The sequence below is a fragment of the Alteromonas sp. RW2A1 genome, assembly GCF_001886475.1.
In the GTDB taxonomy this organism is placed as follows: domain Bacteria; phylum Pseudomonadota; class Gammaproteobacteria; order Enterobacterales; family Alteromonadaceae; genus Alteromonas; species Alteromonas hispanica.
This window is the reverse complement of record NZ_CP018031.1, coordinates 3,197,226-3,210,557: the sequence shown is the minus strand read 5'-3', so window position 1 is coordinate 3,210,557 and position 13,332 is coordinate 3,197,226. Positions and strand designations below refer to the sequence as shown.

Sequence of the window (13,332 nt, the reverse complement as noted above, 5' to 3'; positions counted from 1 at the left end):
TGCAACTAAATGGTTTCAGACTTAGGGTACGGGCTTAACAGCTTAGCGCATCTTGCACTGCTACTTTTATTGTTGACGGTAAGGAAACCAGGCGTAGCAAAGCACTTACTTGTGCTTGCTACTGCTACCACGGTTATTTGGTCAACAAGCTTGATCACGCTGCTTTTTGGACCTATTTCATTAAGTTGGTTACTTACTGTTGATATTGTGAAGCAACTAGCGTGGTTGCTATTCCTCGCAAGCTGCATTCAAACTAATTTTCAAAGCCTTCACCATGTTCTAAGACGTCCGACAACGTTAATAATATTGGCTCCAGCCTGTTTTGCGCTGGCTTCTCCTTATTTTTTTGCTGCCAATCCTGCGTGGAGCTTTTTAACACTAATAGTGCTGTCTCTCGAGGTACTGGTGCTGTTAGAAGTAGTTTATAGACAGGCGGGAAGAGAACAGTGGGCATTTAAACCGCTTATTATCTATCTTGGCGCTGCAAATGTGTTTGAGTTTGTAACCTACGCTAATGCCACTATGGTTAATCAAGTGGAAGTTGGCTATATCGCAGCTCGTGGTTATATTTATTTTCTTCTTATGCCGCTTCTGGTTATTTCAATTCGCCGTATTCATCACTGGGGAATAGATATTTTTATATCTCGAGACGTGGTGTTGCACAGTTCATTGCTCCTTGTTGCTGGTGGCTATTTGTTCGTTATGGCTGTTATTGGCTACGCTATTAACTTTGTTGGAGGTAGCTGGGGAGCAACAGTACAAATCATACTTGTGGTGATGTCATTTGCGCTTCTTGCCACTGTCTTCTTATCGAATGCTTTTAGAACCAAGATAAAAATCTTTATTACTAAGCACTTCTTTGCCAATCAATACGACTACCGTGTTGAATGGGTAAAACTCACTAAATGGCTGACTCGTTCGGGAGAGAGCACTTCAGATGTTTATCACGCAGGACTAACCGGCTTACTAAATGCAGTTCAGTACGACTCAGGTTTGCTTTTCAAGGTCTCAAAAAGTGGTATTGAATGCATCGCTAAAGCATCGCAGCTTAGCCATGCCGATATTGATGAAAAGCAAATCAGTATGCTCAACAAGCTGGTTGAATATAGCGGTGAGAACGGCTGGATTATCGATACCGATGCCTACCTTGTTAAGCCCTTTGACTACGAAGGTTTGAAACTAGACAGAGAGGTGCTAAAGCAATGGAATTACCAGCTTTTTATTCCTTTCATGCAGGATAACAACGTGTGGGGCTTTGCTGTATTAGCCGCTGGAGACAAAGAAAAAGTGACCCTGAATTGGGAGGTGAAAGACTACCTCAATGCAGTTTCAGAGCAAGTTGGAACCTTTATACAACATCATGAAGCTGCGCAGGTTGTGGCCGAAAATGCCCAATTTGCCGCCTTCAATCGCATGTCAGCATTTGTGCTCCACGACTTAAAAAATGTACTGGCTCAGGTTGACCTAATATTGGCTAATGCTCAGCAGCATAAACACAACCCCGAATTTATTGAAGACACCTTCGAAACACTTGAACATACTAAAGCACGTATGGAAAAAATGTTAAAGCAGCTTACGGATAAAAAAGTAGTTGAGGACAGTGTTAACGATGAGCAGTGTCTTTCTAGTGTTATTGATGAAGTAATAAAGCAGCGATGTAGCTCATTAAGTCCAGTGCCTAAACTGCATCTAATGAAAGAACGGTCCGTGGTGGTGGATAAAGAAAAAGTAGCGAATGTGCTCTATCACTTGATAAGTAATGCCCAGCAAGCCACGAGTGATGATGGCGAGATTGATGTGGTATTAAATGTAGATAGTGCGCAAAATACACAATTAGTGCTTATTGAAGACTCTGGCATAGGCATGGAAAAGTCATTCATTGAAGAGCGATTATTCAAACCTTTTGATACCACAAAAGGGAATGCAGGGATGGGTATTGGAGCCTACGATGCAAAAACATACCTAGAGTCTATAGGCGGTAAGCTAGTGGTAACAAGTGAAGTTGGAAAAGGTAGCTGTTTTACTCTTCATTTTCCAATAGTATAGCATTAAGCATTAAAGGTAATAGATACTCAAGGTTCAAGATATCAGCCATCAAAGTATCACGGATTTAGAGGTGATAAACCTTGTGACGATTTGCATAACAGCGGTTCAAATATAGTGATTGCAGTGCTGAGTCATACAATACAATACAATGATACGGTGAACAGCTTACACAAGCTAGCGTACGGACTGACATAGAATGGCAGACAGTGCAGAGTAATTTAGCGGAGCTATGTACCGGAGCTATGTACCGGAGCAATCCACCATAGCAATGCACCAGCGCCATGTAAGTATGCAGAGCACGATTATTACAGTCGCATCGGACAGTGAAGTAAAATAATAGGATGACATAATGACAGATACCATTTTGGTAGTAGATGATGATCTCGGTATCCAAAAACAACTTAAATGGAGTTTAACAGACTACACCGTCGTATTTGCCGATGATCATGCCTCAGCTATTGCGCAATTGCGTCGTCATGAGCCAAAAGTGGTTACCCTTGATTTAGGATTGCCGCCAGACCCTGCAAATGCATCAGAAGGCCTTAGAATTTTACATGACATTATTTCTCTTGCGCCTAGAACCAAGGTGATAGTTGTTACGGGGAACAGTGACAAACAAAATGCGCTAAAAGCAATCGATTTTGGCGCCTATGATTTTTATCAAAAGCCGATAGATTCAGACACAATCAAGCTGTTAGTTAATCGCGCGTTAAACTTAGCAAAACTAGAACATGAAAACGCTATTTTGGCCAGAACCAGAACAGGAATGTCTAGAATTGTTGGCAATAGTGAAGCTATACAAACTGTGGTTAGGCGCGCTGAGAAAATAGCTAACACAGATATTAGTACCTTGTTGCTTGGTGAAAGTGGAACCGGTAAGGAAGTTTTTGCTCGCAGCATTCACGAGCATAGCCCGCGTAAAGAAAAACCTTTTGTTGCCATAAACTGCGCCTCAATTCCAGAAAACCTTCTGGAAAGCGAATTGTTTGGCTACGAAAAAGGGGCGTTTACAGGCGCAAATAAAACCACCCTTGGTAAGATAGAAACCGCTCAGGGTGGCACCTTGTTTCTCGATGAAATAGGCGACATGCCTATTGGTTTACAGGCAAAAATGCTGCGTTTTCTGCAAGAGCGAGTTATCGAACGGGTGGGCGGAAGAAGTGAAATACCCGTCGATATACGCGTGATCTGCGCGACTCACAGAGATTTGCAGGCCATGGTTGCAAACGAAAGCTTTCGAGAAGATTTGTATTATAGAGTAGGTGAAATGCCAATCGTCATACCGCCGCTTCGAGACCGCGACCAAGATATTATTTTATTGGCGCGGACATTTTTGAATATTTACCGCGAAGAGTTCAAATCGAAAGCAAAAAGCTTTTCAGAGTCTGCCGTTAATGCATTATTAGCCCACAAGTGGCCGGGTAATATTCGAGAGATGCAGAACAAGCTCAAGTCAGCAGTTATCATGGCAGAGGGGACGGTAATTCAGCCTGACGATTTAGGACTGTTGCCGGTAGATAGTGTTGACGAACCCACCACGTTAAATCTTCGAGAAGTAAGAGAAATAGCTGAAAGTAAAGCAATTAGACATGCCTATCAGACAGCGGAGAAAAATATGTCAAAAACGGCGGAGCTTTTAGGTGTTACTCGCCCAACGCTTTATTCGTTGATTGATAAGTATCACATGGAAGATATAAAAAGCAGTGATTGATGGCGTAACTTAAGTGTTATTGTCGTTTGGTCGCTAAGGCCACCAAACGACAATAAAGCAGCGATTTTAGTCTTTCGTGTCACACTCGCTTACGTCACCACCCATTTTTTCTTTCATCTTAATGCAGGCTTCACGCAATTTTTTAGCAGTAGCATCTTTTAACTCTTCAGTTTTTGCTGCGCCTTCTTCCATCATATCAGCGCCCATTTCTTTGCCTTCTTCATAGGCGTCAGAGGCTTTTTCTTTACCTTCTTCATACGCATCAGACGCCATACCTTTACCGTCTTCGTATGCTTCTTCCGCGCTGTCTTTGGCGTCATCCCAAGAGTCTGCGGCTTCTTCTTTCGCATCTTCATAGGTTTCAGCTGTGGCTTCACCTGCTTCTTCCATTTCTGACATGACTTCTTGTTTCGTGTCTTCTTTAGACTCTGAGCAGCCTGTTACGCCGAATATGCTGAGTAATAGCGCTAACGCAATCGTTTTTGTTTTCATGGTGAAACTCCATTTGCTGATTTGATCAATATGAATGAAGAGGTAAGTGAAGACTAACTTTACAAACAGCACCTATACGGTACATGCGAACACAGCCGAATCGAATCTTACGCTCAACATTTCGAGTCTAGCCTATATTTTCATCAAAGTATAAGGGGAAATAAATACTACCCTATAACGCGATATTTTGAGGTGATGTTTAAGCGTGTTACGTGGTCACCACGTCGGGCATTGGTTGTGGCCCAAAAACTTTACTTTAAGATGCAATACGTTGGGGCTTTTTTCCACAAATAGTAGAGTACCACATTGATTACAAACATGATGTGTTTCGCCACTGGCGGTGTGAAGTGTGTTAACCGTTGATGGGGCTGAGTCTATAATAACATGCTGCTTATCGGCTTCTAGCATCAGCGTATATTCATCATGTACATGCTCAGAAATGCTCTCTTCAGACAAAGCCATCGGAGGTACACGAGGCGACACTTTTACGGCATCAGACAATTCGAAGTTAACCGCTTGGCACTCACAATTTCCTTTATACACGTTATTACCCCGCTACTTCTTCAGGCCAATGAATACTGGCAATATTATTAAATGAGGTTGCTATTCTCGAGCTCGGAAAGTCGAACTTTTTATCTAACGATGTCCGATTCGACGTCGTTGTATTATACGTCTCAATTACGCCAATCCAGCCATTTCTACCAGAAAGTTTTGCAGCGTAAAGTGCGTAATCGACCACTTCGAAAGTTCGCCGCCACGCGTTGTCGAAATTCACGATTTCATTAGGAGGAAGAATTGAAAACCCAATGCTACAGGTTACTTTTATTGTTTTGCTATCGCCAATATCAAATACATGGCTGGCAACTGTCTCTCGGCAACGCTCGGCAAGTTCTGGTAGTTCCTCGCGAGAGGAATGCCTACAAACCACGAGGAACTCCTCACCTCCCCAGCGTATAATCAAGTCTGTATTTCTAAATACTTCTTTAAGAACGGCTGCAAAACCTTCTAAAACTTTGTCTCCCGCCAGGTGGCCAAAATCATCGTTAATACGTTTGAAATGATCAATATCGATAAGTAAGCACAAAAGGTCGTGTTTTCCGGACGTTGTCGCGTTTTTACTTATTTCTATCTGGCTGCGCTTAATTTCTTCGGGTAATTGTGACTCTAGATAATACCTGTTATAGAGCCCGGTGAGAGGGTCTCTTAAGCTGACGTGTTCGAGCGTTTTATAAGCTCTTTCCAGCTCGCTATTTTTGTCTTGAAGTGCCTCTGTTTGTAGCCTAACTTCACGGCGAAGTATGATAGTTTGTTGGCGCTCTTTAAATCGGCTCCACAACAAAAACATCATTAGCAGTACTGCCAGTGATGCACTCCAGAACAAGGTGTTTTTTAGTTTTTCTTTCTCTGCTTGGGCAATAACAAGCTGTTTAGATTCTTCTAGTCGTTCTAGCTCTTTAGATTGGCGAACAAGTTCAATTTCAGCTTGTAAGCCTTTCAATGCGTTTTGGTTTTCTGAGCTTAGCAAAGCCTCTCGAAGCTTCTGAATTACAGACTGAATATCTAACGCTTTTTGAAAATCGCCTAACGAAACGCTCGCGCTAAGCTGAATAGCTAAAAAGCGAAGTTGGCCTCGTAAATTTCCCTTTTCTCGGGCATCCGTTAATCCCTCGCTGGCGAAGGCTAGGGCAAGATCAAATTTTTGCTCTCTAAGATAATTTTGCGCTAGAGCTAATCGAACATCATTTACCAGACGAGTTTGCCCAGACTCGGCGGCAAAGCTCATTGCCTCTTGCAATAAACTTATTCCTCTTGGTTCATTTCCTGTTTCGATAAGAGCTCTTCCCAGCACTATTTTAGCTTCTGAAATGGCTCCCACATCATTGGTCGCCAAGAGCAAATCTAGGCCACCTGTGATGGAGCGAAGTGCCTTTTCTTTCTCATTATTTTTAAGTTGAAGCGCACCGAGCCTGGTTTTAATGATGCCCATTAACTGCTTATTAGCCGTATTGGAGATAGCAGAAAATGCGTCGTTGTAATAAGAAAGAGCTTGAGTATTTTGGTCTAGAAGGGCGTAAATATCGCCGATATGAGATAGGCATGCGCTTGAATCGGCGATAGAGTCATTATTGCGGAAAATGCCAAGGGCTTCTTTCAAAGGTTCCAACGCTCGTTCTACCTCCCCTTGCTCTTTAAAAACGATACCCATCTCTAAGCTGATCTTAGCTTGCAGAAGCTTTTGCTTTTTCATTTGAGCAATAGACATGGCTCTTCGCAAGTAATCCTGAGCCGTCACATAGTTTGCAAGCTGCCGCTCAGATTGACCAAGATACAAAAGTGCTCGGGCAACTTCGGATAACTTTCCTTCTCGGGTATATGCTTCAAGGGCAGCATTTAATACTGCAATAGATGATTCAAAGCGGGATGACGTTTGCAACAGTTCCGCTAATGTAAAAAAGCCGGATGTGGGTGTTTCCTGTTGAAGTGCCGATTCAGCAAAAAGAAGTGCCTGACGGTCGGCATCTTCGTACTGTTTTGCATCTAGCAGACCTTGTATCACCTTTATATCGGAAGCGTTGCTCTTTTCGGCGTATGCAGGCGAGGCTGTGACAAGATAAAGAGCAGCAACATTGAGAAACAGAGTCAAAACTAGCGTAAGCGCTGTGCGAATACCGAAAACCACGTTCGTCCTCCTGAGTTGCGTAGTAACTTCTCTTTATTAAGTAGGTGCAATGTAAGCCGCCGATGTGCTTCAATGCTCAATGACAGCGTCGGGTCTGAGTATGAACGATTTCGCGCACCGAAACTATATAAAGATACTCCTTTATTGGCACGTGCTGGCCTTTTTATGCTCGTGTAGGCTTGGAATTAGACCGTGAAGTTCAACACGTCCTTAGTTCATGCTTCTCGCTCGGATAATGTTGTATTAAGTAAATTAACAACCCATTTTCAAACTACTTCGTCTTAGGTATTCGCCCTTCAAGTCTAGTGTATTCGCCCTTCAAATAGATGCTTTTCAGCAAGCTAGTTTTTTGATTCTTTTATAAGTCGGCGTTCTTCAAACTCTCTGGTAATCCATTTTCTAATAAGCGCTGATTTGGGTATTCCGCTGTCCTGTGAGAGCAACGAAAGCTGAGATATGCACTCTGGTGTTAGGGTAAAGGTAGCGTGACGCATGCCTAGATACGTATTTTTACCTTGAGAGATTGGCTTGTCGGTGTGCGGCATTACTTTGGCTGTTGTTTTCTCATTTGCTTTCTCATTAGCTCTCTCACCCGCTTTCGCATCTGGCTTTTGCTTCGTTTTTAACTGTCGTTGAATATGGCCCTGTATGCTTGAAGACGATTCGTTTTGCACATAAGGTGCATCCACCGATTTTAAATGCACTGGGTGCGTGTCAGTGCTGCGACCTTCAATATGACGATGTTTAGCCTGTGCAATTTCCTCTTGCCCGAGTGCTTGCACACCCGCTGCGTAAGAAATCGCATCGTCTATAAAAGCATCTACCGAATGAAGCGTTGTTTTAGCTGATGGCTTCGACTTTTTGAGGCTGAGTAAACTCATGCGAATCCTCCACTTTTCCAGCTAACAATTCTTCAAATAATGTTCTAATCTCGTGAGAGGCTTTACCTTCAGGCTCGCTTTCTATTACAGACTGACCAGATTCTTCAGAATCGTCATACATATTGCGGCTGAATGTAACGGCGTTTAGCACTGGAATTCCAAATGAGCGACATACTTCTTTTGCTTCTAAAATTCGACCCGCTAGGCTTGGCAATGATGGGCACTGAGTAATAACGAAGGCCGCGTTCATTTTGGGGTTCACCATTTTACACGTTGAAAGAATATCTTCCATGTGAGGTACAGTTTTCAGATCTCTGCGCTTTGGGCGCAACGGAATAAGAATATGATCAGCAACTGCCATAGAGGAGCGAAGCGCTAGATTATCTTGACCGCCACAGTCGATAACCACGTAGTCGTAGTACTGCCTTAAGTTGAGTAACTCGTTACGTATTTTTCCGTATAACTGAACGCAGTTTATTTCAGCAAGCTTTGGGTTAGCCTTTCTTTCTTGGATCCAATCAGAAGTGGTGCGTTGAGGATCGCAATCCACCATTAGCACGTTTGCGCCTTTTTCAGTGCGTAAATACACTGCTATATTCTGGGCTAAGCAACTTTTACCGCTACCACCTTTTTCACCGCCGACCAAAATAATCATGGTACCAACCCTCTAGTAAACTCTTAATAAACTGCTTTTACCAATATGCGCTTATCGGTTTGAAGTACGCTACGGGTAACCTATTTGCAATAGCATAGAACACTCCCATCATTGTTCAGCATCAAAAACGATATTTACGAATGTAGGTGAATACCTAATGGTGGCTTTAGACAAAGTGGCAGCATTGTTAATTTGCTTACACCAGGTTTTAAAATCTCACTGTAGATAAGCGCTGCTTTTTATTGATTTGTGATTTAACACGCACTAGGCTTGTCGGTAATCAGTTAGTCTTTTAAAAAGTGAGGGAAGTTATGTCTGAGGGTCGTTTTAAATCCAAAGAAGGTGAAAAAGTACCAAGTGTTACGTTTCAATGCAGAGAAGGTGAGTCGTGGGTAACAAAAACCACAGAAGAAATCTTTGCTAACAAAAACGTAGTGGTATTTTCACTACCAGGGGCGTTCACACCTACATGTTCATCAACTCATTTACCTCGCTACAATGCACTTGCCAAGAAGTTTGCAAAGCATGGTATCGATGACATCGTGTGTATGTCGGTCAATGATACCTTTGTAATGAATGCATGGTCTGCAGACCAAGAAGCAGAAAATGTTACTGTTATTCCAGATGGTAATGGTGAGTTTACTGATGGCATGGGTATGTTAGTAGACAAAGCCGATCTGGGCTTTGGAAAGCGTAGCTGGCGTTATTCGATGTTAGTTAAAGACGGCGTAGTTGATAAAATGTTTATTGAGCCAGATGTGCCAGGAGACCCTTTTGAAGTCTCTGATGCCGATACTATGCTGTCCTATATTGCTCCTGATGAAGTTACAAATGCTCCGGTTGCTATTATCACAAAACCAGGTTGCCCATTCTGCACGAAGGCAAAAGCGTTACTTACTGAAAAAGGCTTCGATTACGAGGAGTTAGTGCTAGGTAAAGACGCAACGTTAACAAGCTTATCAGCAATTAGCGGCAGAGAAACTGTGCCTCAAATTTTCATTGGCGGTAAACACATTGGTGGTTCTGACGATCTCGAGGCGTACTTTAGCTAACAGACTTGTCGCTATGTTCTGAATACTCAACTCTAATCAGAACAACATACAGCGGGGCCGTGTTATCATGGCCCCGTTTTTTATTGCGCTTTTTCGAGATGTCTTATCACACATTTGTTTCATGGAGATTTACAGTGTTAACAAAACCAGGTTTTAAACTTTTTGCTGCTTTCTCATTGTTCTTTTCATCAACGATGGCAGTTGGTAATGAGGTAAATGAAGAGTTTAAACGTTTATATGAAGCAGAATGGGGACAAACGCAGCCCTGTCGTGAGACATCCTTAAACAAGTATGGCGTGTGTAGCAATGTGTTGCGAAATGAAGGGAATGCGCCTTTCATTATGCATAACAAACAAAGTGAGCGTGTAGCTGTACTGGTGCACGGGCTAAGTGATTCTCCGTTTTTTATGCGCGCTATTGCACAAATACTCTTTGATGAAGGTTTTTCTGTTGTAGTACCGCTACTGCCAGGGCATGGCTTGCGGGATGCCGGAGATAACATGTCCGATTGGGATCTAGCTGAGCGTTGGCAATTACACATAGACGACGTGATTTCGCTAGCCAGTACAATGGGCGAAACGCTTGTTGTTGGAGGATTTTCTACTGGCGGAGCGTTGGTTGTTGATAATCATTTTAAAAATGACAAGCGTATTGATGGTTTGATGCTATTTTCAGGTGCCTTGGCCTTATCTGATAACGCTGAAGGTATGTCGCGCATATGGGGGATTAAACTTCTTGCACTGATGATCGACGGCGCCTACGAAACTCACGGCCCCAACCCTTACAAATATCCCAATGTCGCAGGCTTTGCTGGTTTGGAGTTAATGGATATTATCAATGACATTCGGGATACTATCGACAATGGTCAGCAGCTTGATGTGCCGATATTTGCAGCTCATTCACAAGCAGATACAACAACGCCAATATATGGTGTCGAAAACCTGATAGAGCAAAGCAAAGGACCCAATACGTTTTTCGTCATCGATGAGTCCTATGAATTGTGTCATGCCGACTTGGTAGTCAACAAACCTTTGCTAGCGCAAATGAAGTTTAACGCCAATATGGTCAACAAGCAGGAAGATTGCGCGGTGCCCAAATCTAACCCACTGTTTCCTACCATGACACTCATGCTTGTAGATTATCTATCGCAGTTTAAATAAGCTCTTGGCAAAGCGCTATAGAGGCGAAGCTAATGGCTTTTGGCGTAGTCTTCGACCTCTTGCCAAACGCGCAATAAGTTTCCGCTGAGGATTTTTTCGATATCCTCTCGGCTATAATCTCTGTCTAATAATCCTTGTACCAAATTTGGAAAACTTGCTACGTCTTTAAGTCCTATTGGAAGAGAATCACCAACGCCGTCATAATCTGAGCCTATACCCACGTGTTCAACACCAATGAGTTCTACAACATGATCGATATGATCAAGCACTTCATCTAGGGTTGAATAAGGATAGGGGACTTCTTTGCGATACTGAGCCTCAAAGTTTTCAAGTTTAGGGCTATCCTCGCCTTCTTCTTTTATCAGCGCTTTACGTGCGTTTGTTAGACCTGTACGCCACTGCCCGGCCTCTTTAGAAACAAAGCTAGAGCCAAAGTTAATCATGATCACACCGCCATTTTCACCTAGCTTTTTAATCATGTCATCATTCATATTACGCTCGAAGCCCGGCGTGAAACGGCGAAGGGACGAATGCGATGCAATAACGGGCACTTTGGTTAGTTCAACAACTTGATAAAAGGCGTCGTCAGATACATGTGAGATATCCAGCATAATGCCAATATTATTCATCTCGGTAACGAGCTGTTTACCGAAAGGGCTTAATCCCTTCCACTGTCGACGCAAGTCGTATGAAGAGTCTGAAATATGATTAGACTGACTGTGGGCAAGAGTTATATAGCGAATGCCCCGCTCGTAGAAATCATTTAAGTTGTCGAGGTTGCCCTGAATAGGAGATCCGTTCTCCATTCCTAATGGGAGTGATATTACGCCTGTTTCGAAGTGAGACTTCACATCACTAGGGCTTTTAGCAATGGCGAATTTATCAGGTGCTCTTGCAACTATAGCCTCTACAGAGTCGATAAGTAGATGAGCTAATTGTGTAGATTCTGGAGAATTATCTAAACTCGCTGGCACGTAAATACTCATAAAGGGGGCATTTAAGCCGCCTTCAACCGCTCTTGGATAATCAAAATCTCCATCTTCGGTAGCTTTAGTCACATCTACCCACTGGTTTTTCACTCTATAGGGCACATCAATATGACCGTCCACTATAATAGTCTCTCTAGCAATGGCTATCGCCTTTTCAGATGCACTGTATTGAGGCTGCTCCTGAGCAGCAGCGGCCAACGTGACTTCACTTACTGTCCCTAACGTAAACAATGTCGTTAAAGCTAGTGCGCACTTTCTCTTTGAAAAGTGTGTTTTTATCAAGCGCCCCTTCATTTATTATCCTTATTTTTGTTGTCATCATGTTCACTAGAAGATTAATGCATATCGGTTTGCGCTACAACGACTGCTTTTTTTATGCCGAGAGCCAAAGTTCGAGCGAGCATATGACCTCAATTGCTCAATTTTAAAGCGGTTGTGAGCATTTACGTCAAGTTTACATTGCAATAAAAATTTAAAACTTGTTATTGTGGAGCCTGCGTGACTTCGGTGCACGAATACGGGATACTCCACAGCGCGACTAAGGTATATTCCCAGCGCTCAGCCGATAGGCAATGGCGATACGTCATCTGAACGGCACAACATCATTTTTTGTGGCTCCGCACTTATCAAAACAAAAGCAGGGGCCACCGTTAACAAGTATGAGAAATAAATATGGCTATTAATTTTGTACCGCTAGATAAAGAAAAGCATAAAGACCTGAAGGTTGCGGTAAATTCATCTTTCAGCTTCGCAAAAAATACTCACCTAGCAGCGGCAACGATCCGCGAGTTTGCTCAACTTGCAGCAACTATGCCTTTAGTTTTTATTGAAGATCCAACGTCTAAGCGTCACCACGTTGTGACTATGCTAGGCATGGAGCAGGGGCAAAACTTGTTCTTAACTGGCGACACGTGGAAGGGCCCGCATGTACCAATGAACATTATTCGTTACCCGTTTGACGTGCGTCCTGACGGTGACAAGTTAGGTGTTTACATTGATGAAGGTAGCGATCTAGTTTCTACCGGTGAAGGTCAAGCGTTATTCACTGAAGCTGGTGATCCAAGTGAGTTCCTAGACGGCCGTCAGAAGTTCTTAGCAGACCTTGCGAACAGTGAAATGCTTACTCAGCGTTTTGTTGCCAAGGTAGTTGAGTTAGACCTTCTCGATCAAATCCAAATTCGCCTTACTTACCAAGACGGTAAACAGCGCAATGTTACTGGCATGATGAGCATTAATGAGAAGAAGCTGCTTGAGCTTCCAGAAGAACAAGTGATTGAACTTCATAAAGCTGGTTTCCTTGGCGCAATTTACGCGGTAATGATGTCGGTAGGCCAACTTAACCGTTTAGTTGAGCTATCAAACGATACAGAAAACCCTATTCGTAATATGCAGCTTTCAGCGGTTAAGCCTGAAGACCAAGCGGCCAGCGAAGAAGCGCCAACCGAATAATAGCGGTATTTCAGCGCAGCAAGTATAAAAGCCAAGCCCCGCTAGATAGCGGGGTTTTTAGTTCTACTAAGCCCAATCTAAAACAGCAGTGCAAAGATTTATAACAAAGATTGAAACGCTCCAGCTTTGCCACACTCCCTGATGCAGTTCATCGATTAATTTTTTCGCGTCTTATTTCTTTTCCTTTCATTTTCCTTTTTTTTGCATGCCTTATCAT

Annotated in this window: 11 protein-coding genes; 5 read left to right on the top strand and 6 right to left on the bottom strand. The window is 43.0% G+C overall.

The annotated features are described in order from the left end of the window. Positions 1-9 precede the first annotated feature (9 nt). On the top strand, positions 10-2,046 hold the full coding sequence (gene prsK, locus BM528_RS14265) for an XrtA/PEP-CTERM system histidine kinase PrsK (protein WP_071980397.1): 2,037 nt from the start codon (positions 10-12) through the stop codon (positions 2,044-2,046). A 349-nt stretch (positions 2,047-2,395) separates the two neighbouring features. Continuing rightward, positions 2,396-3,757 carry a PEP-CTERM-box response regulator transcription factor gene (gene prsR, locus BM528_RS14260; RefSeq protein WP_071980396.1) on the top strand — a complete coding sequence of 454 codons (1,362 nt, stop codon included), beginning with the start codon at positions 2,396-2,398 and terminating at the stop codon, positions 3,755-3,757. 66 nt (positions 3,758-3,823) lie between these two features. Here prsR and BM528_RS14255 read toward each other — a convergent pair whose 3' ends face one another. From BM528_RS14255 to BM528_RS14235, 5 genes are all read right to left on the bottom strand, one after another. Further along, the gene (locus BM528_RS14255) at positions 3,824-4,249 is read right to left on the bottom strand and encodes a hypothetical protein (protein WP_071980395.1); all 426 of its coding nucleotides are present in this window, start codon (positions 4,247-4,249) and stop codon (positions 3,824-3,826) included. A gap of 216 nt (positions 4,250-4,465) precedes the next feature. Next, positions 4,466-4,792, bottom strand: a complete 327-nt coding sequence (locus BM528_RS14250) for a hypothetical protein (RefSeq protein WP_071980394.1) — start codon at positions 4,790-4,792, stop codon at positions 4,466-4,468. Between the two features lie 4 nt (positions 4,793-4,796). Next, complete coding sequence (locus BM528_RS14245; protein ID WP_232230497.1) at positions 4,797-6,929, bottom strand: GGDEF domain-containing protein; 2,133 nt, start codon at positions 6,927-6,929, stop codon at positions 4,797-4,799. 341 nt (positions 6,930-7,270) lie between these two features. Continuing rightward, positions 7,271-7,810: a hypothetical protein gene (locus BM528_RS14240; RefSeq protein WP_071980393.1), complete on the bottom strand. Its 540-nt coding sequence runs from the start codon at positions 7,808-7,810 to the stop codon at positions 7,271-7,273. Beyond that, entirely contained in the window at positions 7,770-8,465 is a 696-nt protein-coding gene (locus BM528_RS14235) for an AAA family ATPase (protein ID WP_071980392.1), read from the bottom strand. The genes BM528_RS14240 and BM528_RS14235 overlap by 41 nt, the downstream gene beginning before the upstream one ends. Positions 8,466-8,776: 311 nt before the next feature. Here BM528_RS14235 and BM528_RS14230 point away from each other — a divergent pair, with 311 nt between their 5' ends. After that, complete coding sequence (locus tag BM528_RS14230; RefSeq protein WP_071980391.1) at positions 8,777-9,517, top strand: glutathione peroxidase; 741 nt, start codon at positions 8,777-8,779, stop codon at positions 9,515-9,517. Positions 9,518-9,711: 194 nt separating this feature from the next. Then, on the top strand, positions 9,712-10,677 hold the full coding sequence (locus BM528_RS14225) for an alpha/beta hydrolase (protein ID WP_232230649.1): 966 nt from the start codon (positions 9,712-9,714) through the stop codon (positions 10,675-10,677). 29 nt (positions 10,678-10,706) lie between these two features. On the opposite strand, the gene BM528_RS14220 is transcribed toward BM528_RS14225, so the two are convergent. Further along, on the bottom strand, positions 10,707-11,960 hold the full coding sequence (locus BM528_RS14220) for a dipeptidase (RefSeq protein ID WP_083595299.1): 1,254 nt from the start codon (positions 11,958-11,960) through the stop codon (positions 10,707-10,709). 378 nt (positions 11,961-12,338) lie between these two features. Here BM528_RS14220 and BM528_RS14215 point away from each other — a divergent pair, with 378 nt between their 5' ends. Then, the gene (locus BM528_RS14215) at positions 12,339-13,115 is read left to right on the top strand and encodes a SapC family protein (RefSeq protein ID WP_071980390.1); all 777 of its coding nucleotides are present in this window, start codon (positions 12,339-12,341) and stop codon (positions 13,113-13,115) included. Positions 13,116-13,332: the final 217 nt, after the last annotated feature.